Annotated in this window: 24 protein-coding genes and 2 pseudogenes; 8 read left to right on the forward strand and 18 right to left on the reverse strand. The window is 57.9% G+C overall.

Annotated elements, in window-relative coordinates:
- Positions 1 to 326 (forward strand): annotated as a pseudogene (locus NB231_RS06805) (alanine--glyoxylate aminotransferase family protein); the annotation flags it as partial.
- A gap of 506 nt (positions 327 to 832) precedes the next feature.
- Entirely contained in the window at positions 833 to 1,753 is a 921-nt protein-coding gene (locus NB231_RS06810; RefSeq protein WP_005000899.1) for a lipid kinase, read from the forward strand.
- Positions 1,754 to 2,041: 288 nt separating this feature from the next.
- On the opposite strand, the gene NB231_RS06815 is transcribed toward NB231_RS06810, so the two are convergent.
- Positions 2,042 to 2,578 (reverse strand): hypothetical protein, encoded by a 537-nt coding sequence (locus NB231_RS06815; protein ID WP_040663439.1) that lies wholly within the window; start codon positions 2,576 to 2,578, stop codon positions 2,042 to 2,044.
- 871 nt (positions 2,579 to 3,449) lie between these two features.
- Between NB231_RS06815 and NB231_RS06820 the strand changes: the two genes are divergently transcribed.
- A complete protein-coding gene (locus NB231_RS06820) occupies positions 3,450 to 4,196 on the forward strand; it encodes a hypothetical protein (RefSeq protein WP_005000902.1) in 747 nt (248 codons plus the stop codon).
- Positions 4,197 to 4,339: 143 nt separating this feature from the next.
- On the opposite strand, the pseudogene NB231_RS18445 reads toward NB231_RS06820, so the two are convergent.
- Positions 4,340 to 4,732 (reverse strand): annotated as a pseudogene (locus NB231_RS18445) (alcohol dehydrogenase catalytic domain-containing protein); the annotation flags it as partial.
- 180 nt (positions 4,733 to 4,912) lie between these two features.
- On the reverse strand, positions 4,913 to 5,284 hold the full coding sequence (locus tag NB231_RS06830) for a phasin family protein (RefSeq protein WP_198007253.1): 372 nt from the start codon (positions 5,282 to 5,284) through the stop codon (positions 4,913 to 4,915).
- A gap of 346 nt (positions 5,285 to 5,630) precedes the next feature.
- Here NB231_RS06830 and NB231_RS06835 point away from each other — a divergent pair, with 346 nt between their 5' ends.
- The gene (locus NB231_RS06835; protein ID WP_040662005.1) at positions 5,631 to 7,322 is read left to right on the forward strand and encodes an AMP-binding protein; all 1,692 of its coding nucleotides are present in this window, start codon (positions 5,631 to 5,633) and stop codon (positions 7,320 to 7,322) included.
- Here NB231_RS06835 and NB231_RS06840 read toward each other — a convergent pair.
- Positions 7,281 to 7,499 (reverse strand): NAD-binding protein, encoded by a 219-nt coding sequence (locus NB231_RS06840; RefSeq protein ID WP_005000906.1) that lies wholly within the window; start codon positions 7,497 to 7,499, stop codon positions 7,281 to 7,283. The genes NB231_RS06835 and NB231_RS06840 overlap by 42 nt on opposite strands.
- 414 nt (positions 7,500 to 7,913) lie before the next feature.
- Between NB231_RS06840 and NB231_RS06845 the strand changes: the two genes are divergently transcribed.
- Complete coding sequence (locus NB231_RS06845; RefSeq protein WP_005000908.1) at positions 7,914 to 8,465, forward strand: hemerythrin domain-containing protein; 552 nt, start codon at positions 7,914 to 7,916, stop codon at positions 8,463 to 8,465.
- Positions 8,466 to 8,473: 8 nt separating this feature from the next.
- On the opposite strand, the gene NB231_RS06850 is transcribed toward NB231_RS06845, so the two are convergent.
- The 5 genes from NB231_RS06850 to NB231_RS06870 all read right to left on the reverse strand — a co-directional run bounded on the left by NB231_RS06850 (position 8,474) and on the right by NB231_RS06870 (position 14,534).
- Positions 8,474 to 9,607 carry a VIT1/CCC1 transporter family protein gene (locus NB231_RS06850; protein WP_005000909.1) on the reverse strand — a complete coding sequence of 378 codons (1,134 nt, stop codon included), beginning with the start codon at positions 9,605 to 9,607 and terminating at the stop codon, positions 8,474 to 8,476.
- A 130-nt stretch (positions 9,608 to 9,737) separates the two neighbouring features.
- The gene (locus NB231_RS06855) at positions 9,738 to 10,862 is read right to left on the reverse strand and encodes a GGDEF domain-containing protein (RefSeq protein ID WP_005000911.1); all 1,125 of its coding nucleotides are present in this window, start codon (positions 10,860 to 10,862) and stop codon (positions 9,738 to 9,740) included.
- Between the two features lie 249 nt (positions 10,863 to 11,111).
- Complete coding sequence (locus NB231_RS06860) at positions 11,112 to 11,717, reverse strand: hypothetical protein (RefSeq protein ID WP_040662007.1); 606 nt, start codon at positions 11,715 to 11,717, stop codon at positions 11,112 to 11,114.
- 170 nt (positions 11,718 to 11,887) lie between these two features.
- Positions 11,888 to 13,066: a phospholipase D-like domain-containing protein gene (locus NB231_RS06865; protein WP_005000914.1), complete on the reverse strand. Its 1,179-nt coding sequence runs from the start codon at positions 13,064 to 13,066 to the stop codon at positions 11,888 to 11,890.
- Between the two features lie 388 nt (positions 13,067 to 13,454).
- Positions 13,455 to 14,534: a PA0069 family radical SAM protein gene (locus tag NB231_RS06870; protein WP_040662009.1), complete on the reverse strand. Its 1,080-nt coding sequence runs from the start codon at positions 14,532 to 14,534 to the stop codon at positions 13,455 to 13,457.
- Between the two features lie 206 nt (positions 14,535 to 14,740).
- On the opposite strand from NB231_RS06870, the gene ccmA reads away from it, so the two are divergent.
- Positions 14,741 to 15,358: a cytochrome c biogenesis heme-transporting ATPase CcmA gene (gene ccmA / locus NB231_RS19510; RefSeq protein WP_005000919.1), complete on the forward strand. Its 618-nt coding sequence runs from the start codon at positions 14,741 to 14,743 to the stop codon at positions 15,356 to 15,358.
- 28 nt (positions 15,359 to 15,386) lie between these two features.
- The gene (ccmB, locus tag NB231_RS06880) at positions 15,387 to 16,034 is read left to right on the forward strand and encodes a heme exporter protein CcmB (protein WP_005000921.1); all 648 of its coding nucleotides are present in this window, start codon (positions 15,387 to 15,389) and stop codon (positions 16,032 to 16,034) included.
- Positions 16,035 to 16,042: 8 nt separating this feature from the next.
- Here the strand turns inward: ccmB and ccmI are convergent, their stop codons facing one another.
- The 9 genes from ccmI to NB231_RS06930 all read right to left on the reverse strand — a co-directional run bounded on the left by ccmI (position 16,043) and on the right by NB231_RS06930 (position 23,734).
- Positions 16,043 to 17,266, reverse strand: a complete 1,224-nt coding sequence (ccmI, locus tag NB231_RS06885) for a c-type cytochrome biogenesis protein CcmI (RefSeq protein WP_005000924.1) — start codon at positions 17,264 to 17,266, stop codon at positions 16,043 to 16,045.
- Positions 17,263 to 17,766: a cytochrome c-type biogenesis protein gene (locus NB231_RS06890; RefSeq protein WP_232210406.1), complete on the reverse strand. Its 504-nt coding sequence runs from the start codon at positions 17,764 to 17,766 to the stop codon at positions 17,263 to 17,265. Before NB231_RS06890 ends, ccmI begins: the two co-directional genes overlap by 4 nt.
- A complete protein-coding gene (locus NB231_RS06895) occupies positions 17,766 to 18,305 on the reverse strand; it encodes a DsbE family thiol:disulfide interchange protein (protein ID WP_005000929.1) in 540 nt (179 codons plus the stop codon). The genes NB231_RS06890 and NB231_RS06895 overlap by 1 nt, the downstream gene beginning before the upstream one ends.
- Entirely contained in the window at positions 18,302 to 20,290 is a 1,989-nt protein-coding gene (locus NB231_RS06900) for a heme lyase CcmF/NrfE family subunit (protein WP_005000931.1), read from the reverse strand. The genes NB231_RS06895 and NB231_RS06900 overlap by 4 nt, the downstream gene beginning before the upstream one ends.
- Positions 20,287 to 20,751: a cytochrome c maturation protein CcmE gene (gene ccmE, locus NB231_RS06905; protein ID WP_005000934.1), complete on the reverse strand. Its 465-nt coding sequence runs from the start codon at positions 20,749 to 20,751 to the stop codon at positions 20,287 to 20,289. Before ccmE ends, NB231_RS06900 begins: the two co-directional genes overlap by 4 nt.
- Positions 20,748 to 20,903, reverse strand: a complete 156-nt coding sequence (gene ccmD / locus NB231_RS06910; RefSeq protein WP_005000935.1) for a heme exporter protein CcmD — start codon at positions 20,901 to 20,903, stop codon at positions 20,748 to 20,750. Before ccmD ends, ccmE begins: the two co-directional genes overlap by 4 nt.
- Positions 20,890 to 21,648: a heme ABC transporter permease gene (locus tag NB231_RS06915; RefSeq protein WP_040662011.1), complete on the reverse strand. Its 759-nt coding sequence runs from the start codon at positions 21,646 to 21,648 to the stop codon at positions 20,890 to 20,892. The genes ccmD and NB231_RS06915 overlap by 14 nt, the downstream gene beginning before the upstream one ends.
- A gap of 21 nt (positions 21,649 to 21,669) precedes the next feature.
- Positions 21,670 to 22,524, reverse strand: coding sequence for a DsbA family protein (locus NB231_RS06920; protein WP_156776933.1), 855 nt, complete (start codon positions 22,522 to 22,524; stop codon positions 21,670 to 21,672).
- An 895-nt stretch (positions 22,525 to 23,419) separates the two neighbouring features.
- On the reverse strand, positions 23,420 to 23,734 hold the full coding sequence (locus NB231_RS06930) for a hypothetical protein (RefSeq protein ID WP_005000939.1): 315 nt from the start codon (positions 23,732 to 23,734) through the stop codon (positions 23,420 to 23,422).
- On the opposite strand from NB231_RS06930, the gene NB231_RS17565 reads away from it, so the two are divergent.
- Complete coding sequence (locus NB231_RS17565; protein ID WP_084766261.1) at positions 23,735 to 23,893, forward strand: PAS domain-containing protein; 159 nt, start codon at positions 23,735 to 23,737, stop codon at positions 23,891 to 23,893.
- The last annotated feature ends 26 nt before the right edge of the window (positions 23,894 to 23,919 follow it).

Raw genomic sequence — 23,919 nt, forward strand, 5'->3', positions numbered from 1 at the left:
CTGGCTTACAGGCAATGGGGATCGAATACTCTGTGGCGGAAGGCCAACAGCTGCCCATGCTCAATTCCGTATGGGTACCAGAAGGGATCGATGACAGCGGGGTGCGCTCGCAATTGCTGCGTGAGTACGGCATCGAAATTGGCGGAGGTTTAGGCCCGATGAAAGGCAAGACGTGGCGCATCGGACTGATGGGGGAGGCAAGCACGGCGCGCAATGTACTGCTGTTCCTGGCTGCCTTGGAGTGCTGCCTGCTAGATCAGGGCGTGGGCCTGGATAGTGGGGCCGGAGTGGCCGCGGCGAATGCCGTGTATCGAAATGGCGAGTAACCCCGCCGAGACGGCACGGTGCTCTGCATTCTATATCCAATAAATAGGTGTGCGCACGGCAAGCGATTCGATCTCGAAGCTCGCCACAGGTTCATACTGCTTTCTGGCTCACCGGATAGGCGCGCTCATAGCAACGCCGAACTTATTACTTGCCGGCACACTGAGATGTCGTTAGAACGCGACTCACGCGAAGCTCAGGTAATGCTTTTGTTATGAGCACAGGATGGCCGCTGGGGTGTGCTGGCGTTGTTCGCGAGTGCCGGCGACGTCCCTAACATTCTCTTGAGTAAGTCTTTATTCCATTGAATGGCGCAAAAACCAAAAAATATGGCATATATATTGCTGAATTTTAGTTGAGGTCAACAGCCTCACCTCCTCGAGCCTGTTTTACCCTCGCCCCAAACGGCGGCGAGGGTCTTTTCTTGTTAGGTTGCACCGGCCAACTCAATTGCTTGCGCTAAGAGGATAAGAAACCCCTACCGCCGAACAACGGAGGAGACTTCACCATGATTCCGGGCCGGATTTTACTGATCATAAATCGCTACAGCCGCGGCGGCCAAATCGATCTCGACGCCGTCCAGGCACGGCTGAGACATGCCGGTTTCACCGTAGAGATGGTGTTTCCCAGCAACAAACGATCAATTACGGAACTGATTCATAATTACAGACACAATTGCGACCGTATCATAATCGGTGGTGGGGATGGCACCTTGAATGCAGCCGCCGAGGCGCTGCTCGCAAGCGCCCTGCCAATAGGGATTTTGCCGCTCGGTACAGCCAACGATTTGGCGCGCACTCTAGGCATTCCGCTCGATCCCATCGCGGCGTGCGAAGTGATTGCTGAAGGTCGGCTGCACCGAATCGATTTAGGCTGCGTCAATGGCCATTACTTCTTTAACGTAGCGCACATCGGGTTCGGCGTCACACTGGTTCGCCAGCTTTCAGCGGAGATTAAAAAACGCTGGGGGATTCTTGGCTACGCGAGATCCGCATTCACAGCATTGAGGGACAGATCTTCGTTTCGGGCCGAGATCCGAACCAATGGCCGGAAGCATAAGACACGCTGCTCTCAGATCACCGTCGGCAACGGTCGTCATTTCGGCGGCGGCTTGGCCGTGGCCCACGATGCCCGTATCGATGACCACACGCTTCATGTGTGGAGCTTAGAGCCCCTCGATCTCTGGGAGCTCATTGCACTGGCCCCTGCTCTGCTCCGGGGCCGCCACCTTGAACACCGACGCGTGTGGCACCGACGCGTTCAGAGCATAGAAATCCACACTCGAAAACCCATGCCCGTCAGCGCCGACGGGGAGCTGGCCACTCACACCCCGGCAAAGTTCCATCTGCTTCCGAGCGCGCTTGCGGTATACGTTCCAACGAGTTACGAAAACGCCGCTGCGGCACACTCCAAAGGCGCTGGAATCTAAACGTACAGGTAGGGGTTTCTAAAGCAGTCCGGATGGACGAAACGCTCCGTCACGATACGCTGGCAAGTCACCCAATCGGCGGCCCGGACGGCCTGGCTGTTCGAGCCAGGCCCGTGCGAGTCGCCCAAACCTTCAGTTCGCAAGCACCCGCCCCAAAGCAATCAAGAAGGAACATCCCTGTTCCAGAGTTTGCTACTCCATGCCAAAAGGTAACGATTACCCTTTAGCCGAAACGGGCGAGACGAGGCCGTTGCACACCTTAACCTAGCCCGTCGGCGAACAAAAAACTCAGAAAAGATAGCCGATACCGACGGTGTAGACGAACGCACCATCGTCGAAGGCATCATCAACATCACTCAGGTTATTGAAGAAGTATTGATATTCCGCGGCGCCCAGGATGAAGGTCTTGGGCCGAACAAAATATTTTATGCCCGCCTCCAGACCAGCAAAGCCGCTATCATCAATCCGCTCGCCATACACGCCGCCAAGACTCGCGCCTATAAACGGGCGAGCGCGCTCCGTGGCAATGAAATGCCAGTCCACGAAGCCTCGGGTAGAGCCATTCCAAACGTTGTCACCGTCATTCGGCACATCCGCATAGTTCACGCCTTGGCGAACACCGAACTCGAGGTTTCTATTATAGTACCAACCCAAACCGCCCAGGATGCCGAAGGTGAGCGTATCCAGATCGTTCTGACTGCTACCGGTACCAGATAATACGAACTCCTTGTCACCGGCCTCGGGTCCTATGAGAGCCTTGCCCTGAGCCAGGGCCAGCACGGGCATCATGCTAATGAGAAAACCAAGCACAAGCTTGCGGTTCATCATCCTTAACCTCCGGATTTTTGATATGAATTCAGCCTGCTGCTAGCGGAGCAAACACCATGTCTAGCATCATCCGTCCAGAGGTGGCAAAACGTTGCCATCCTTCTTGGAAACTCGATTTGCATCCCTTGTCAGACAAGCCAATCGTTCGATCTCTGTGTCGCAATGAAGCAACACAGCGTGCTCAGCGAGAATTCATGATTAAAATCAGAATCTTAGTAAAACAACGTCGCCTAAAGGCAACAAAGCTGTCTCCCCCCTTTGGTAAGACCTGCCTACTATACCCCGTTTATGTTGTGGATACGAGACATCATACGATCGAACATGAATTTTAATAAATTTATGGTAGTACGTAAACAATCATACATAAGTTACTTTTAATAAACAGTAGTATGGGTTTTATAACAGCCAAAACCACGCGGCTTACGTATCGTGCTCGTTGCCTTTACACAACACCCCGACAGCCGCAGCCGGGAAACGGCGGGATACCGGCGGCGCACCGATGCCGCGCACGATCAGCACACAGCGCAGGCTCGGCTTGACGCGCCGCTACGGCGCTGGAGCTCCAGGTATCGATACCCCGATGGAACCAACATTGGTTTGACCTGGTCTTACTGCTGACAGTAGATGGAAGGGCCCGCGTCCGATACACGAACATGACGATAGGGAGTGTGGCAAGCCGCGCTTGTCGCAAAACCGCACGAGTTTCAGATCAAGCGGCAAGTTGTAAGGTCCACGCCCACCCAACGGGGATTTGCCCGCGATCTACATCGGCGTCGGTGACATCCTCTGGGGCTATGGGATGGTCAAGCTCGACCGGAACTCAAAAGAATAATCGCTCGGGGGTTCACACGGCCAGGAGACCATCGCCATGGGGGTGTTTGATGCACCGGCGCCGATTTTCGCATGGCTCGATGCTCAAACAGCCATGGCAATCCCTCCGCTTGGTCGGCTCATCCTGTGGGGCAGCGTGGCCGCGCTGATTTCCACGGGGCTCTACCGAGCACTCTCGGCCCAAGAAGGAATCGGCCGCACTAAAACCAAACTCACTGAGCTTCGGTGGCGACTCCAAACCCATGAGGGTAACTTCGCCGACGCCGCACCACTTATTGGAAGCTTTTTGCGAACTGCACTGCAGCAGGTGGGCCTGGTAGCATGGCCAACCCTGCTCTCCTCGCTACCGTTGCTCGCTCTGATCTGCTGGTTAAGCACCGACTACGGCTATACTTACCCCGCGCTGGGATCGACACCCACTATCCAGACCATACCGCCGCAACCGCACGCCAAATGGATTGGAGGCGTTCGTGATGAGGCCGTGCCAAAATATCAGCCACCGCCCCACATCCTGATTGCCGACCACCACCAAACAATCGTAGCCGATGTGTCATGGCGAGTTCCGGTACCGATCGTCCACAAATGGCAATGGTGGAACGCCCTAGTCGGCAACCCCATTGGCTATCTACCTAGCAACGCCTCGGTTGATCGGATTGAGGTGGCCCTTCCGGACAAAAAATACCTCGGCTTCGGGCCGCGGTGGCTACGGGGATGGGAGGTGCCCTTCTTCCTCTCACTGGTTGTGGTATCGATCGTGACAAAGATGCGGTGGCGAATTGACTGAGCAGAGGCAACGCAGAACAGCGGCGGCTAGCAACCCGGAGCTGGCCGAGACTTTCCACGTGGCTCGCTGGATAGATGAGTTCGGCGGCTTCATAACCCACCATAAACAGCTTGGGATCAAGCTTGGCAAGCTTGGAGACACGATTACTTGCAAAACCGCTCGCCGCGACCCGGATCGATCAGCCGATCTACGCGGGAGCGCGAGCTGATCGAACAGTGCACTGCTGCAACCGCCACACGCATGGGCCCGCAGCGTACCGAACCGACCTTGGCAAGCGCGTACTCGGCGTAACCGCCATCGAGCGTATAGCCGGTGAACTTCGCCGCCGGACAAAGACTCTCTTGCCTACGGCGGCAATAGCGGCACTGACCACAGGTCCAGCCAAGCCATAGTACGCCTACCCGGTTTCCCAACTCGAAGCGAGTGACACCGTTGCCGAACTGATCCACCACCCCAACAATTTCGTGCCCCGGGATGAGTGGCTGCTTAGCGTTCCACAACTCCCGGTCGATCACGTGGAGGTCGGTGCGGCAAACCGCGCAGGCTCGGAGGAGGAGAGCCCCACTTCATCCCGACCATAATCTCCATAACGCCGCGGAATTGAAGCTGGAAAGGACTGCTTGTATCTTGGCGATCCTGGCTTTCTAGATAGCTGGCAAAAAGGCCGCCTACGGCGGCCTCTCGCAAATCGGCTCGGGCGCCGAACCCTAGGCTGGCTAACGATCGGCCGTTCTCGTAGCAGAAGACTCAGCCCCATTGCTTGCCGCCGCCATTATGGAAGGAACCACATCCTCGGCTAGTAGCTTCTCGACTTCCTTACCAAAATCCCGGCCGAAACCGGCCAGCACTTGGCTATCAGCCAAAAGCTTAGCCGCCAACGTACGGCCCGCTTCGTTTTGGCTGGTGACAAGCCGCCACAAACCGTCCACGTCGTTGGCTTGGAGTGCCTCGCGCAGCGGCCTCAGTCCGATATCGGTATAAGAGTAGGCTGCATTGACCTGGAACTCGGCGAGTTTGCCGGCATTTTCAATTACCAGCGAATTGAACTTGCGCGCCGGTGCAATGAACTGCGCAAACAGAGTATTCATATTCGTATACAAGCCTTCATACATGTCGACAAATCCCCTTGCAGCGAGCCGACAGCGAGAAAAGCGCAGCTTGCCTGAACCTCAAGCTTGGGCAGCCGAACACCCGTGCCGGCAAATGGCATCCCGCAGGCGTCCTATCAGCACCCTTCAACCGGTGCTATCTATTGCACTGCAACATAGCAATTTTCATGCTGCTTCGCAACATCGTCGACTTGTGCGGCCAACCAAAAATCATGGCCCGGCATAGTAACAAAGCACTGCTATCACGGGATCCCTTCTCTATACTAATCACGAGTAATGCGTAACCATCGAAAGCATGCTGAGCTCAGCGGCTTGGAGAGAAAAATTGGAGAAGATCTGGCTCAAAAGCTATCCGAAAGACATGCCGGCAGAGATTGACCTCGAGGAGTTTACGTCGCTGAACGATGTGTTCGAGCGCAGTGTTCAGTTGTACGCCAATCAGCGGGCATTCAGCAACATGGGCGCAGCGCTCACTTACCGCGAACTCGATGAGCGCAGCCGCGCGTTCGGCGCTTGGCTGCAGCATCGTGCCGGACTCGGCAAGGGTGACCGAATCGCCCTCATGTTACCCAACGTTCTGCAGTACCCCGTGGCCCTGTTCGGGGCCTTGCGAGTCGGGCTTACGGTGGTCAATGTCAATCCGCTTTATACGGTGCGCGAGCTAACCCATCAGCTCGACGATTCGGGGGCACGGGCGATCGTAATACTCGAGAACTTCGCCCACACACTCGAACAAGTTCCAAGCGGGCAGCGGCCCGAAACAGTGCTTACGACTCGGGTAGGCGATCTGCTGCCCATACCCAAGGCCCAACTCGTCAATGCCGTGGTGAAATACATTAAAAAAGCCGTGCCTCGGTTTGACCTGCCGGGCGCGGTGTCCTTTCGAAAAGCACTGCGAGAGGGCGCCCGCCTCGAACTCGAAACCACGGCCGTAGAACCAACGGACCTCGCGTTCCTACAGTATACGGGCGGCACCACCGGCACGGCCAAAGGCGCGATGCTCACTCACCGCAACATGGTCGCCAATCTGCAGCAAGCCTCAGTGTGGATCGCCCCCAAGATGCGCCCAGGACAAGAAATCATCATCACCGCTTTGCCGCTCTACCACATTTTTTCGCTGCTCGCCAATTGCCTGATGTTCATGAAAAACGGCGGCGAGAACGTCCTGATCACCAATCCAAGAGACCTACCGGGCTTCGTCAAGGAGTTGCGCCGCCACCCGTTCACCGCCTTCACCGGGGTGAATACCCTTTTCAACGGCCTGCTCAATACTCCGGGCTTCACCGATCTCGATTTCAGCCACTTACGACTGACGCTCGGTGGCGGCATGGCCGTCCAGCGCCGGATCGCAGAGCGCTGGAAGACCACGACCGGCACTACGCTCGTGGAGGCATATGGACTTACCGAAACATCCCCGGCGGTTTGCATAAACCCAGTGAACCTAGCCGCCTATAACGGCAGTATCGGTCTGCCAATCCCCTCCACGGAAGTCAGCATCCGGGATGACCAAGGCAATGAGCTTGCCCTGGGGGAGAACGGTGAATTGTGCATACGTGGCCCTCAGGTCATGGCTGGCTACTGGGGCAAGGGCGCAGCGGAGACGAACAGCGCCTTTCTGGAAGGCGGCTGGCTACGCAGCGGCGACATTGCTCGCATGGATGCACAAGGCTACATCTATCTCGTTGATCGCAAGAAAGATATGATTAACGTCTCCGGATTCAACGTCTACCCCAATGAAGTCGAGGACGTGCTCGTTGCCCACCCGGACGTGCTTGAAGCCGCCGTCATCGGTCTCCCGGATGAGGCGCATGGCGAGCGCTTGAAAGCCTTCCTCGTGTGCGGCAAGCGCACGCCGAGCACTGAAGAAGTACTCGATCACTGCCGCAAACAGCTCACCGGCTATAAAATACCGCGGGAGATCGAATTCCGTAGCGAACTACCCAAATCCAACGTCGGCAAAATCCTCCGGCGTAGCCTACGCGAGGAGGAAATCGAACGCGCGCGCCAAGCCGCATAAATAGGTTGACACGGCTTGATCGCCGATGGCGACTACAGCGACATCGTAATCGGCGAGACCCAATTCCTCGAGAGCACGCTCGTCACGCACATCGGCGATCACCAGATGGGTCAGCTGATCGGCGACCGCTTTTATTCGAACCTCATCGCGGTCCACCCCGAGCACTTCGTTGCCCACCGCTCCAGGTGCACGGCAATGGTCGTACCGAAATTACCCAACCCGAGCACCGCGAATTTGCCGTGGCCTGGCTTATACATCCCTACTTCAGCCCCTCCAGCACGTTGAACTCAAGCATAGCAACCGAGTCGAGCGACGACAGCGCGCCGGTGGCTTGCCGCTCACCGTTCGCCGAAACAACCCCCTTATAGGGCGGCCTGCTCGGTATCGAAGGTACATGGCAAATGGCCATCGATCACCCCTACACGTTGAGTCTAGGGCGCTCTTCACAATCTGAACAATTACCACAGGAGAGTAACGCGCGCGTGAGCTATATTGCCTGAATAACATCCAGCGGCTGAAGGGGGCGCAGATCTAGATACCTGCTTCGAGGCCATGGCAAAAACGGCTGTGGCATAGTAGGGAGAATTCGCCATGCACGTACTCGATCAGCTTCTCTCGAGGCATGAGAGAATCCGGGCCGTTCTCGATATGTTGGAGCAGGAAGTTGAATCCCTTGACCAGGAAGGGAGCGCTGACCTGAGCGCTATGAAGGAGGGCTTTTATTACCTCACGCAATACTTGGGTCCAGGGGACAATAATAGGGAACGCATTGTCTACCGTAACGTAGTGGCGCGTGAACAGCGCGCCGCTCGGTTGGTGGGTGAATTGACCCAACAACACGAGGAGCTCCGGCGGCGCAGCGAGGAGCTACTCGAGAGCGTGGAAGATATGACAGAGGACGTGCTCGTAGCCAAGGCGGAATTCGACGCCCGAGCCCATCGTTATATAGAGTTGCAGCGCCAGCATGTAGCGCGCGAGGAGAATGAGCTATTGCCGCTTGCCGACCAATTGTTGACCGATGATGATTGGAAGCGGATCGAACACACGTTGCGACAACAACAATGGCCATCGCTTAGCGGGATTGCGCCCGTGGAAACCTCGCACACGGTTACCGGGAATACCCGTAAGCCTGCCACCTCGTGATTGGCTCTTCAGCCGGTGAGCGTGACTCCGAACACCCAACCAATGCCATAAGTAAGCGCAGCCGCGCCCATACCGAATAGCAGCTGTCGAATGCCAGAGTGGAGCGCACTTCGCCCGGTTAGCAAGGTGATCGCTGCACCAATACCGAACAGGCCAAACGCGCTGCACAGGAGGCTTGCGCTAGTGGCTGGCAGACCTGTCAGAAAAAAGAATGGTAGCACCGGCAGGCTCGCACCCACGGCGAACAGCATAAAGGAGGCAAACGCAGCGGTTTTAGGCGAGCCGCCGAGCGCGTGTGGGTCAATGCCAAGCTCTTCGCGCGTCAACGCATTCAACGCATTGTCTTTATCGGCGATAAGCCGTGCTGCCAGCGCTTTGGCCTCCTCCTCGGGCAAGCCTTTCGCCTGGTAAATAAGCGCGAGTTCGGCCTCCTCTTCCTCAGGCATCTCGGCCAGCTCTTCCGCCTCAGCCCGAATCTGCTGCTCATAGAGCTCGCGAGAGCTCGTTACCGATATCCACTCACCTAGCGCCATTGAAATCGCGCCGGCCAGCAAACCGGCCAGTCCGGTAATCAGAATAGTCCGACTGCCAACCGATGCGCCCGCCACACCCATGATTAAGCTAAGATTGGAGACAAGCCCATCATTTGCCCCGAGCACAGCCGCACGTAGCGCGTTGCCGCCAACCCTGTCATGGCGGCCTTCCATCCGTGCGATCGTCGCCCCTTCGATCCCCTGCTGACCCACGGTGACGCTGATCGCTCTGAGCAGCCTGCGATGATAGCTCTCGTCGTTCGGCAAGCGGGTGTGGCGCGATTCGGGCTGGCGTTTATAGGAGCCGTGCTCAGCGCTCTCCAATCTAATCGCCGTCGGCAGCACGAACTCAGCGCCGAAACGACGTGCCAATCTGATCAGCATGCGTGAGCGCCAAGTCGGGTCCAACTGCGGCGCCACCGCGGCGCGGCGCCGTAACTGCACGCGCCAGAACCGGGCATGATGCTCCTCGATTCGCGCCATTCGCGCGTAAACTTCCTTGAGTTGGGGGCGATCCTCCACCTCGGAAAGCGCGTTATACAAAGCTGCGCTATCGATTTCCCGCTGCAAGTTCTCATGCAGCCGTTTGAGATCTTTTTTATGCTCCATTCAACGGCCGCTCGTATAGATGAGATCGCATGCTATAGCGAATGCATGACAGCACACGGCCAAGATAAGCTTACGGCGGGAACCGTGATGCCATGCCGTTGCCCACGTCATGCCAGTGCTCCCGGCTGGCTCACGGCGCGGAAAGGCTATCCGGTGGCTCCCTGGAACAGATCAGAGTCTGATTGCCGCCCCTGGCGAAGGCTTTGTCCGCCGCCCACCGTGCTCGCCCGATTACCGCCCACAGCCCCTCTCCAGGCTGATAGTCGCTTACCCCGATGGAGGGTGTGAGTCGCAACGATGGATCGAGCCCCTTGAACCGGCAGTTCTCGACCTGCTCTCGCAGACGCTCAGCCTGTTCGGCGGCGGCCACTTCTTGGGTATCGGGCATGATAATCAGAAATTCCTCGCCACTATAGCGGCCCAGTTCGTCGACAGCTCGCAACACTCGGGTCAAGCCGTGAGCTACCTGACAGAGGACTTGATCACCCGCGCTATAGCCGAATTGTTGGTTGACACGCCCGAATTCATCGAGATCGAGCATGCATACAGAGAACGGCAAACCGAGCCGGTCGGAACGCACCCGCTCTTGCTCGAGAAGACAGAGAATATTGCGCCGATTATTGACTCCGGTGAGCTCGTCATACACTGCCAGGTCATGCGCTTTCTCGCGCGCTTGCTGCAATGCCACTTGATATTCTCGCATTTGCTGGCGCAGCCGGCCGACATAGCCAGCGAAGAAGCCCCCACAGGGAACCAGTACGGCAAACGCTAGCCATTGCAATAGCTCGACGGGCAAATCCGTAGACTCCGGATGCCTGTAATAAACGAACGCGATGACCCCGCCATAACACAACAGCGCGAACAGCCCCAAGGCCATGAATTGCCGGGTCCGCAATCGAAAAACTCCGAACAGCAACAGCACGACGTAGAGCAACAATAAGGCCCCTCGGCCCGTGTTCACCTCGATGAGCGTGAGCGTCATTAAAAGGCAAGCCGCAACCATCTGAAATCCGGTCAAACTCGGATCATGCCAACGTTCATTGCGGCCGCTGCGTAGAATCAGAAATACGATTGAGTTGACAGCAAAGATGGCGGCGATCGTAAGCAACCAATTGCGAAAATCCATGAACCCCTGGAGCACATAAAGCGCCAGCAAACCGATAATCACCGCGTACACTAAACCCGCCATCAGAAAGCGCTTCACACGCAGCGCCTGATTCCGATCATAGCGAGGGATAATTTCAAAAAGCGTCATCGCGTCAGCTCACAGCTTCATGACAAAATGTATTTGTTGCCGGAGTTTTACCTTCCGGCATAATTTCGTCTGGACGGCTGTAGCATGCACTACCGCATCCCGTTTGCGACCGGACGAAAGCAACAAAACGCCGTGAAGCCACTCCAGGGCGGCATGGAAACTCTGGGTCTGGCTCATAAAACTTACCGGTTTCGAAGCGGCCCTATTTGAGCACCCTTTAGGTACCCGGCCGACCCCGTCCGTAGTCTCTCAGTGGTCTGCACCCTGGTTTTCTATCGCCTCCTCCAACTGGCGTCGCAGTTGCATACGCATTTTCGCGTAGCGTTGGATCAACGCCTCGGCGTCAGGGTTCTCCTTTTCCATCGCTTGGCGCACCTGCTTCTGATAATTTTCTCGTGCTTGCTGTACCTCTTCGTTGGCCATAGCCTCACGCTGAGCCGCCATCAAACGAGCCTGAGTTTGCCGATAATCGGTAAGCAAGCGTTTTTTCTGCTCGGGATCGACGCTCTCGGCACGCAGCTTGCTCGTAAGCTCTTTGAGATGCGCCATCTCCTGCTCCGGCTGGTAACCGGCCGCTTCCATCGTATTGAGAACAAGATGGCGCAGCTTATCTTCTTGGCCTTGTAACGACGGATTATTTTTTCGGGCGGCGGCGGTGATCTCCGCGAGCTGCCGGTGCAACCCCTCAAGTTCCTTGCGAGTATCCAAAAGTTTCTGTCGTTCCGGTTCGCTCAATGCGTTGAGCAAAATCTCACTCTTGCTCTGTGCAACCGCGAAATCCAGGGTGCAAAGCATTCCTAGGAACAATAACGCGGTCGCTAGCAGCAAACGGCGGGGCGTAGCAGCATGTCGCATTCGATACGGCCTCTCTCTAAGCGATTTAGAGCGTGTTATGAACCAAATACGAAAGACTATTTTTAAATCAGCAGGTTACTCTGAAGTGCATAACACGTTCTAAGGAATGAATCCAGAAAATAAAGATGATTTTTCGAACTTGGGCTGTCTCTCAGAGACTTCGCTCAGACTCAAAGCCAGCCTCTAATCAACCAGCCAATGGTCTCGACAAGGCGTTGAAACAGGGGACGCGCGGCCCAGCCGCGGTGGTGCACCTCTGCCGAACCCTGTAGATCACGTCGAAAATGTTCCTCTAACTCACGGCAAAGTGCCGGATCAGCAGAAATGAGATTGAGCTCGTAATTGTGCCGTGAGCTGCGATAGTCGAGATTAGACGTCCCGACCATGCACCATTCCCCATCGGCCAGCACAATTTTGGCATGGAGCATCCGCGGTAGGTATTCGAAAATACGCACCCCCTCATCCAGCAGTTTCGCGTAGACGGCGCACGAAGCCCAGCGTGTTAATTGAACGTCCGATTTGTGAGGAACGAGCATGCGCACATCCACACCCCGCTGCGCCGCTCGGATCAGACGTCGTTGCATATGCTGATCCGGCACGAAGTAGGGCGTGCTCACCCAGAGCCGGAGTCGAGCGCTCTCCAGAATATCGTCGACGAAGTAGCGCAAGCGTTGCCGTGTATAGCTGTTGTGATTGGAGGCGAGCACATCGGTGGCCGGAAGCCGCAGCGCATGATGATATCGCCAGCGCTGATACCAAAACAAATCAAACAGCGCTTCGGCCTCGCGCGCCAATGCGCCCTCGAAATGAACATGTGTGTCGCGCCAACGCTCGGACCCGGTGTGGACGCGGGAACTCTGCTCATGAATGTTGAAACCGCCGAGGAAGGCGTAATGCCGATCGATCACCAGCAATTTGCGGTGATTCCGACGGTTATAGCGCAAGGGATGGCGCCATTGCCAACGATGGAAACGACGCACTTGTACGCCGGCGACCCGTAACTCTTTCTCCGTACGGCGCGGAAAACACCCCAGCGAACCGAAGGCGTCGACCAACAATCTGACTTTCACACCGGATTCTGCCCGCTCGGCAAGGGCGCGGCTAAAGCGCCGCCCCACCGCATCATCGGCATAAATGTAGGTCTCCAGGCTGATGCTGCGGCGAGCGGACCGAATGGCCGAGAGCATGGCGTGATAGAGCTCATCCCCCTCGATGTAGACACGCTTTGGAAACACCGCCGTGACACAATCCCGCATGCCCGTTAGCGCACGGCTTGCCGCTCCCCTGCCCATGGTGCGACGTATGGACTTCTCCATGGCCTGTTTTCCGGCGGCTATGATTTCCAGCACTGAACAGAAACCGCCTCCATGAATTAGATGAGGCGGTCTGCGCTCGCTGCCTCCCTCGCTCGCGCGGCTCCAACACGTGGGGTTGTAGTCCACTTTCCCAATACCAAACGCAAGGCGAGCGTTTCCGGTAATTCTCCTGATTATGATTATGGGCGTGGGGAAAGCGATCCTCAAGCGACCGAATCTGCAAAGTATAAAAACTCTATGGACCAGGCCAAAAATAGTGGAACTCCGCCGGGGAGCTCAGCAAGTGTTCAACGCAGGCTGCCCCACAGTCGTCGATCTCGCCGCGCCTCGCCTAGCGCCACACTGGCAGCTGCAACCCGAGTGTCCAACAAGCCAGCCGTGCGATTCACTGCCCTGGCACGAGTTTCCGCCTGCCACCGGGCTAGAACAACGCTTGCTGCGATCCCGCCTGACGTGGCGGGATGAACTGTGAGCAGTCAAGATCAAGGCGGCGCTGATTGAGGGCCAACCGCTTGCAGGCGAGCTCGAAGCGCTTGCCGATGAGTTGGGCAAAAATGCCCTTGCCGCGCATGCGGGTGCCGAACTCGGCTTGGTAGGCTTTCCCCTCCCGCATTTGCCTCACCAGGCTCATGATATGTCGGGCTTTGAGCGGCGCATGTACACTCAGCCACTCTTGGAAGATCCCATTGACCTCGAGCGGAAGGCGCAGGAGCACATAGCCGGCCGCCTGCGCGCCGGCTTCCCGCACTGCCGCGAGCACCGCCTCCAACTCCGAGTCATTAAGTGCCGGGATTACCGGCGCAAATAGCACCGTTACCGGAATACCTGCCTCCGACAAGGTTTTAATGGCTCGCAATCGCCGAGCGGGTGCCGTCGCTCGCGGCTCGAGCCGACGGCTGAGTTCGGCATCCAGCGAGGTGACGGAGAACGCAACCTGGGCGAGCTTGCGTCGTGCCATCGGCATCAGCAAATCAATGTCCCGTTCGACGAGTGACGATTTGGTGACGATAACCACCGGATGGCGGCAGTCATGCAGCACCTGCAGAATCCCGCGGGTGAGTTGCAGCCTTCGCTCCACCGGTTGGTAGGGGTCGGTATTGGCGCCCAGCGCAATGACATCGGCTCTATAGCTCGTCTTTGCCAGCTCCTTTTTTAGAAGCTCTGCGGCAGCAAACTTCGCAAAGATCTTGCTTTCAAAATCGAGGCCGGGCGACAACCCGAGGTAGGCGTGCGTGGGACGGGCGAAGCAGTAGGCGCACGCGTGCTCACAACCCCGGAACGGATTGATCGAGCGATCAAATGGAACATCCGGTGACTCGTTATAGGTAATGATCGAACGGCTTACATCTCTGAAAACTTCAGTACGCAGCTTGTCAGGCTCCGCACCGTCACCTACCCAACCATCATCGACGGATTCCACCGTCATGGCGCTATAACGAGAGGGAGGGCTGCTGATCGCGCCCCGACCTTTGCTAGGCTGCTTCAGGTTCTGTCCGGACATGTCGACCTGCCCCTTAGCCAATACCCTTTACGATGCCTCATCCATCATACTGTCGAGCGCGGGTCCATCCATGGATAAAACCAATCCCGGCGACGACCGGATGCATCCGTTCAGCAATCAACTCCGCCCCGGAGACCGGCTTTGTAATGCATACTTGGCTCCGGAAGGCTTTTCGGCGAGGATAGCGGCTTTCTAGCGCGATCATAATGAGCATGCTGCGGATTGAAAAACTGACGATCTCGCGTGGCGAGCGAATTCTGGCAACCGATCTGAATTTCCAAGTCAAACCTGGAGAAGCGCTCGTTGCCGAAGGCCCAAACGGTTCGGGAAAAACCACTCTGCTCAGAACGCTGGCGACGCTAAGCCCGCCATTGCGCGGCACGATTTACTGGCAGGACCATGCACTTAGCGACATCACCGAAGTCTATCGCAGCAAGATGCTGTTTTTGGGGCATACGCCCGCCGTCAAGCTCGATCTGACCCCGGAGGAGAACCTCAAAGTCTATGCGCGGCTTGCTGGCGCCGTTACCGAACCCAGTGCCGCCCTTGAGTGCCTGGGCATCCGGCGCTACGCAGCCACGCTCTGCCGGCACCTCTCCGCTGGGCAGCTACGCCGGGTCGCCTTGGCTCGACTCATACTTACAGCCGCGCCGCTATGGATACTCGATGAGCCGTTCACTGCCCTCGACAGACAAACGATCGATGGGCTATCCAGTTTGTTGGAGGAGCACCTTGCCGAAGGCGGATCAGCAATCATCACCACGCATCAACAACTGTCCCTCGGACGAGCAAGCGTTGCCAGACTCCCACTCGGCACCGGCTGAACAGACCCTGAGGTCCGCTTTCTTCGCCGTGCTGCTACGCGACCTACTGCTGGCCAATCGTTCCCGGGCGGATTATTTGAATCCTGTGGTTTTCTTTCTGCTAATAGCTACGCTGTTTCCGCTGGCAGTGAGCATCGCCCCCGAGAATTTGCGCGCCATCGGACCCGGCGTGTTCTGGGTTGCGGCTGTGCTGGCCTCGGTACTGTCGATGGAGCAACTGTTCCGCTCGGATTTCGACGACGGCACTCTGGAGCAGTTCGCCATCGCGCCACAAGCCTTGTCGATCGTTGTCCTTGCCAAGTTGCTGGCTCACTGGCTAGTCACAGCGTTGCCCTTGATATTGGTCTCGCCCTTGCTGGTACTGTTCTATCAATTACCGGTATCGAGCGTAGCCGTAGCCATGCTGACTCTTGCCGCCGGAACGCCGGCTATCACCGCCACCGGTGCACTCGGCGTGGCACTAACGGTCAGCGTTCGCCGCGGTGGCGTGCTTCTGTCTCTGCTCGTGCTGCCACTTTATGTCCCTGTGCTGATATTCGGTGCTTCGGCGATTGATCAGGCGGCCCATGGTCTACCGATCCAAGGACCGCTACTGTTTCTCTCGGCACTTTCGGTGCTGAGCATTTCACTAATGCCCTGGGCCATAGCGGCTGCGCTGCGGATAACGCTCGAATAACCTGCTGGCTAGATGCGGGAGTTCATCACCAAGGTGACGGGCTTATCTGCGTCAGTTCGAATCGGCCCGCTGCTACCTTGCACGTTGCCCGCCTTAGGGGTCGCCTCCCCATCGGGCGATACTCGGGCCACGACCCGCACCTGCCGAAAAGCGGAGAGCTTCGCACCACTGGCGAGTGCTTGGGAATCATCGAGAGTCACAGTCTGCGGCAGCCGGCCGACCGTAGTCCGAACGACGGCCAGCGGCATCCGCGGCCCGTTGATGGCTCGGGCGAATACGAATACGGGCGTCTCAGCGGCAAATTCATGAGCGAATTTTGGATCGAGCCGTACCGATACCTTGATGCGGGTATCCCCCGCTGCGACGGGAGGCACCGCCGCTTTCTCAGCCAATTCCCCGGACTGCCCAAGGGCACCACGAATGGCTTCGGCCACCGCGCTGTCGGCGGGCACCGTCGCTAGTGCAGCTCGCCAGCGTTCCGTTGCCAGCGCCTGATCGCCCTTCTGCTGCGCAGCGACTCCGGAGAGCCAAAGCGCCAAAGTATTTCCCGGGTCCAGCTGCAATGCGCTGGAAAGTAGCTGCGCCGGCTCACCATCAAAGCGCCCGTCTGCCGCACGGGCAAGTGCCTGGGCACGCTCCGCAAGCACCGGTGCGGAATCACCCAGCGCGTCTTGTGCCTTTTTGAAGGCTACGGCGGCATCTTGGTGACGACCAAGAAGCATATAGGCCCGCCCCAGTACGAGCCAGCCTTTACCGTCCTCCGGCTGTTGCTGCAAATGCGCTTTCAGTTGCGCAAGTTGCTTCTCTACGAACTCCATTTGAGTTTGTGCACTGGCGTGGAGGACATCAAGCGATGCGCCACTCGGCACATTCGGCAGACCATTCCAGGCATAGAACCCGCCGATGACCGCCGGCACCAAAAACAAGCTCACAACAACAGCAGGCAAACGGCTACGAGGCCGACTACCGACAATCCCGACACCCGCCTCCTCGCCTACATCATCCAGGAGCTGGCGATCGATCTCCGCGCGTGCGACAGCAAAGTTCTGTTGTGAGATCGTGCCGGCATCACGTTCTTCTTCGAGCTCACGGATACGACGCCGATAGATCGCGATATTCGCTTCCGCTGCACCGGCTCCAAAGCGCCTCGTACCCCTTACGATCGGCGCAACGATAAGGAGAATCGCCAGCAGCGTCATCAGCGCCGCGATGATCCAGAAAACTATGCTCATGTCTGCGTTCGATCCGTCTCGGGTTCCCTCGACTCGCCGAGCAACCGAGATAACCGCTCTCGCTCGCCCTGCTGCAGGACGATTGACTGTTTGTCGCGGCGCGCACGCCCGACGTACTTGATCATAACGAGGCTAGCGAGTAAGAGCAGCAGTAACGGGCCAGCCCAGAGGAAATAGGTTCGTGGGACGAACGGTGGTTTGTAGAGAATGAAATCGCCATAGCGCTCGGTCATGAATTGCATGATCTGTTCGTTACTGTGACCCGCTAAAATCATCTCGTGCACTTGGCTGCGCAGATCCTTCGCCAGATCCGCATTGGAGTCCGCGATGCTCTCCCCTTGACATACCAAGCAGCGGAGCTGCTCCGTCAATGTCTGGAAACGCTGCGCTTGGCTGGTATTGTCGAAACGATAGAGCGCCGATGCCGCATCCGCAATACCGCCGATCCCCATAACAAAGGTGAATAACAACATCGTAAAAACGCTTCGTGTCATTGTCATCAGCTTTCACCTTCGCGACGAAGCTCGGCAATGAGCGGCTGCAACTGTTCACGAAGACTGCGGGCAGTAATGGCACCGATATGCTTATGGCGAATGACCCCTTGCCGATCGATTACGTAGGTCTCTGGCACCCCATATACGCCCCAGTCCATTCCGACCCGACCTTGCGCATCGAAGGCGATGGCCCGATAGGCGTTGCCATACTGCTCGAGCCAAGCAAGCGCCTTGGGACGTTCGTCCTTGTAATCGATCCCGTAAATGGGTACGCCCTGCTCGGATAAAGCCATCAAATAAGGATGCTCCTGCCGACAGGTGGTGCACCAGCTCGCCCAGATATTAACCAGGACAACCTGGCCATTGAGGTCGGAGAGCCGCACGCTGCGTTCCGGGATTTGCAGGCTGGGGGCCTGAAAATCCGGCGCCGGTTTGCCGACCAACGGTGAGTTGACCTGTGAGGTATTCAACGTCAAGCCGACAGCCAGCATCACCGCCACCGCCCCGAACAGGATCAAAGGCAGGAGCAGGAGATAACGTTTCATGTCCTGGCCTCTGAAAACCGCTCTTCCACGGTACTTTGCCGAGTCGCCGCCTCACGCGCGAGCAACCGACGATAGCGCGGATCCGTAATGCATATCACGCCACCGATTGCCATCATAACCGCACCAAACCAGATCCACCGCACCAGCGGCTTGAGTCGGATCCGGAAGCTCCAAGCCTCGTTGCCCAATGGTTCGCCAAGCGCAACGAACATGTCGCGAAATATTCCGCCGTCGATGGCTGCCTCGGTCATGGGGCTGCGTTGCACTTGATAAACTCGTTTCTGCGGATGCAACACGGTTATCGATTTGCCGTCGCGCAGCACCTCGACACGTGCTTCGGTGGCTTGATAGTTGGGACCTTGAATCGACTGCGTGCCGTCGAAACGAAACGTATAGTCACCGACCGTATAAGCATCCCCGGGCCGCATCTGCAGGTCGCGACTCGATTCAAACGTGTTGACCGCAGTAACCCCAGCGACGAAGACCGCCAAACCCAGGTGCGCCAGCGCCATGCCGACGATGCTCCGCGGCAGCCGGCGTAACGCCGTAAACGAATTGCGGCGGCCGCTCACGCGCTCGCGCAATGCCTCAAAGCTGCCTGTCGCGACCCAAACCGCCAGCGTGATGCCTAATACAGCGCCCAAACTGACCTGCCAAAGCCACCACGTGAGAACGAGCAAGGCGATTCCGGCAATCAGCAATGGCCCGCGCAGCTTATGCATCAGATCGGGCCAACGCTCCCCTTTCCACTTCAGCAGCGGCCCGATTGCAACCAGCACCAGCAAGGGAATGCCCAGGGGCAGAAACACACTGTTGAAATAAGGTTCGCCCACCGAGACTTGCCCAAGGCCGAACGCGTCCATCGCCAACGGATAAAGCGTGCCCAGCAACACCGTAGCGGCGGCCACGGTGAGCACGGCGTTGTTCAGTAGCAGCATCGTCTCACGGGAGAGCAGCTCGAACCGGCCGATCGAGCGAACTTTCGCTGCACGCCAGGCATACAGTGCGAGCGAGCCACCCACTACGGCCACCAATAACCCGAGCACGAAAACTCCTCGGAGGGGATCGGTCGCGAACGCGTGTACCGAAGTCAACACCCCCGAGCGCACGAGGAAGGTCCCAAGCAGGCTCAGCGAGAAAGTCAGAATCGCCAGCAGGACAGTCCAGCGCTTGAATGCACCGCGCTTCTCCGTCACGGCGAGCGAGTGAATCAAAGCGGTGCCGGCCAGCCAGGGCATGAAGGAGGCGTTCTCCACTGGATCCCAAAACCACCAACCGCCCCAACCAAGCTCATAATAAGCCCAGTAACTGCCCATGGCGATGCCAATGGTCAAAAACACCCAGGCACCGGTAGTCCAGGGTCGTGACCAGCGCGCCCAGGCCGAATCCAGACGGCCACCCAGCAGGGCGGCAACGGCAAAGCTGAATGCCACACAGAAACCAACATAGCCCATATAGAGCATCGGAGGATGCATGACCAACCCTGGATCCTGCAGCAAGGGGTTGAGATCACGCCCCTGCAGTGGCGCGGGATCCAGGCGCGTGAACGGGTCGGATGTCGCCAGCAGGAACAACAAAAACCCGCAGCTCACCACCCCCATCACCCCGAGCACCCGGCTGCGGAACGCCACGGGTAACTCCCGGCTGAACACCGTGACCGTCACGCTCCACACTGCCAAAATCAACACCCAGAGCAGCAACGACCCCTCATGCGCCCCCCATACGGCTGCGAACCGATAATACCAAGGCAAGGCCGTGTTGGAATTCGCTGCAACATAGGCGACCGAGAAGTCGTTAGTCAGGAAAGCGTATGCCAGCGCGGCAAAACCGCAAACGATGAAGACGAACTGGCCGCGTGCGGCCGGTACGGCCACAGCCATCAGTTCGACACGCCCGCGCAGCGCGCCATAGATGGGAAAGATGGCTTGTGCAAAGGCTAGAGAGAGGGCGAGCAGCAACGCGAACTGGCCAAGCTCCGGAATCACGGCTTACCTCCACTGACCTCGCGGCTCGGACCGGCGCTGTTGTCGGAGACTTGCAAGGCCTTCTTGACCTCGGGCGGCATGTATTCCTCGTCGTGTTTGGCAAGCACCTGGTCAGCGCGAAACACGCCATCCGCACCGAGCTGGCCATGCGTAACCACGCCTTGGCCTTCCCTGAACAAATCCGGCAACACCCCGGTATAAGTCACCGGAATGGATCGATTGCCGTCGGTCACCTGGAAGCGGACATCCAAGCTGCCGGGCACGCGCTCGACACTGTGGGTAGCGACCAACCCGCCGAGGCGAAACGGATAATCGGGCGGCGCCTCACCTGCAGCCACTTGGGAGGGTGAAAAAAAGTAAAGGAGATTCTGTTGAAATGCGGTCAATGCAAGCATCGCCGCAGCGGCAACCCCAACCATCAACAGGCCAATCAGTACCAATCGCTTGCGCCGACGCGTCATCTCTGCCCTCCACGCTCGATCTCACGCCGCAGGGCCCGGAATCGAAACACCGGCCATAGCGCATTTGCAATTAGCACCACCGCGGCAACCCCATAAGCCGACCAGACATAGATGCCATATCCACCCATGTGTAAAAATTCATGCCAGCTCATCGCCAACCCCTCGGCCAGGTAGTAAATCGTTCACCCACCGACTGCTGCGCTCTCTAGCAATGAGCTCACAACGCGCTTTTTGTAACAAAGCAGCCAATAAATACAAATGCAGCGCAACGACCATGGTCAGCAGCGGCAGCAGCATGCTGAGCGCGATCGAGGGTGAGCCGAGTTTGGATACGGTGGGCCCTTGATGAAGGGTATTCCACCACTCCACGGAGAAGTGAATAATCGGGACATTGACTACCCCGACGATCGCCAACAACCCGGCCGCCCGTGCCGCCCGGCGGGGATCGTCGAATGCAGAGGCGAGTGCAATGAATCCCAGGTAAAGAAACAACAGGATAAGCTCAGAGGTCAAGCGCGCATCCCACACCCACCAAGTGCCCCACATAGGCTTGCCCCAAAGCGAACCACTGACCAAGGCGATGAATGTAAAGCTTGCCCCGAGCGGGGCAATCGAACGCGCCAGCACCTCGGCCACCTTGACCCGCCAGATCAGTGCCGCCGCGGAAAAGCTCGCCATGAGGACATAACTTAGCAAGGACAACCAAGCACTCGGCACATGGATGAACATGATCCGATAACTATCGCCCTGCTGATAATCCGGTGGCGCCACGACAAGGCCCCAATACAACCCAACCCCCAGGCATACGAGACACGCCGTCCACAGCCAAGGCAACAGTCGTCCTGTAAATCGATAGAAATAGGGTGGCGATCCCAATCGATGCAACCAAATCCACATGTGGACTCCCTCATCCTCTGCCTACTGCTTGGATCGGTTCCTCGGCGGCCCGCCGGCCGATGAACGCGCAAGCAGTTGATCGATAACCCGTGTAAACTGCTCATAGGGCCGTGCGCCTACCATCGCAATGGTGGCACCGGAGCTGTTGTCATACACGAAATTCGCCGGTGTACCCGTAATGCCGGCCTGCTCGCCCCCATCAACATCGGCGCGTACGGCCGCGCGTGTTCGCTCGCTATCGAGACAGCGTTTGAATTGTCCTCGAACCAACCCGAGTTCGGCGGCTAGCGAAGCCAACTCACCGGCCGAAAAAGCCCCCTCAGTAGAGCGCTCACGCTGAAAAATTCGATCGCTAAAGGCCCAAAACGCCGCATTACCGCCCAATTCAGCCGCACACTCAGCCCCGGCGGCCGCCCTTTCCGCACCCGGATTGTGGCTGCTGAGCGGGAAATGGCGATACACCCAGTTCACCTTGCCTTGGTAATGCTCGACGATGCGGTGCGCCGTGGCATGAAACCGCTTGCAATACGGACACGCGTAATCTGAATACTCTATAAGAGTAATTGGTGCGGAACGATCCCCGAGCACGTGGTCATCGGGCTGTATCGGTTTGACCTCTTGCCGTGCCTGCTGCTTGGCGATAAAGGCGAGGATACCTTGATCGATCCGCGCATCAAGCTGATCATCGGTCAGTCCGGCCTCTTGCAACCGTTGCTCGATACGCTGACCGATGTAATGGTCGAGTTTTCGCTCACTCCACTTACCAATCGGTGCTGAGCTCGATTCCCCCAGCGCCATTGCTGAGAGGCCGACGCCCACGGCCATGCCACCGATAACGAGCGATGCGGCTTGCCATAAGCGCTTTGTTCTAGACATGCGAGCACCCCGATCGATGCGGGCCTGCGGCGCCCACCGCTTCGCACCCGCCACTGCGTCGCCCCGTTGGATCGGAGCAGCACCTGCCAAGTGCGGATAGTATCGCCCTACCACCAGCACGCACGGAGAGCGGCTCTACATCAAGAGCCGGCCATGGGTAAAAACATCGCACGTACCCTCGTCGCAGCCATTAATCGGCTAAACGAGGCAGAGATTGGATCTTCAGCGCAGCACGGGTTGCTCGGTCGAGCGCCGAAAACCCAGACACCCAGTTGAGCCGCCCGCCTCACGCGAGGGTCAACCAATGCCTCGCCACGAATTCGGCATTCCATTGCTAAGGCGGTCGTTATCTTAGCATGACTGGCCCGGCAATTGGGCAACGCTCGGCGCTGAATCCGCCGTGGCGCGTACTCGCCTCCCGCCTAAGCGGTTTACAGACGGATTTAGAGCAGCCAAACAGACCCCTGCGGGGAACCACAATCAACGAATCTCCGCACGCGCTCGTCATTGCAATCATCGCCGCCATCCCCTCAAGTGAATGCCGATCCCGTCGACAAGCTCTATATAAGTGCAACCCATCAACTGCGGACTCCGCCCATGACAGGAATGGCTACAATCGTTGATGCATCCACGGCGATGCATCAACGGCCTACCTCGGCTTGCTGAAGGGCATCGCCGCCGCTGTCAACGAGGCGGCAACACCGCAAAACGCCCTCCAGACCGCGCTACAGAGCGTTCGCCGCACCACCCTCTGGCCCCTCGGGACCCCTCGGGCATGGCTTGCTGCGCATCACGACCGGAGAACTCGAGTCCGCCAGGACATGGCATGTATAGTCGATAGGAAGCGACTAGGCGAAGGCTTCAGCGACTTCCGCGCCGCCAACGAGGCCTGCCGTTAGGGCCCAATGACGGATTGCCCAGCCGGGTGCTCTCCAGCGGCTCGCCCGCCTAGGTCACGGATACCGCCAAGGACGACAATTACCCGCGACAATCCCTGGCGCGCAACGCCAATCTCGTTAGCAGCTTCGCTTTCCCGGTTCGCGTCGGAACCGAGGTAGTGGCGGTTATGGAATTCTACGCTTTCATTTCCCAACCGCCCTCCGGTGAACTCCTCGATGTGATGCCGCGCGTCGGCGTGCAGCTCGGCCGTGTGTTTGAGCGACAGACCGCCGGCTAGGCGCTCGCGGCGCGGGAGCAGCGCAGCCGGCAAATTCTCGACAGTGCAGCGGATGCGTTCATCGGAATGGATACCGCAAGCCGAATCACGGCCTGGAACCGAGCCGCCGAGGAGATGTTCGGCTGGTCACGCCACGAGGTGCTCGGGCGATCTCTTACCGAGGCCATCGTGCCGGCGCCAGCGCTAGTGTAACGGCCAACTCACACCCGGCGTAATCA

Origin of the sequence: Nitrococcus mobilis Nb-231 (assembly GCF_000153205.1) — a bacterium.
GTDB lineage: Bacteria > Pseudomonadota > Gammaproteobacteria > Nitrococcales > Nitrococcaceae > Nitrococcus > Nitrococcus mobilis.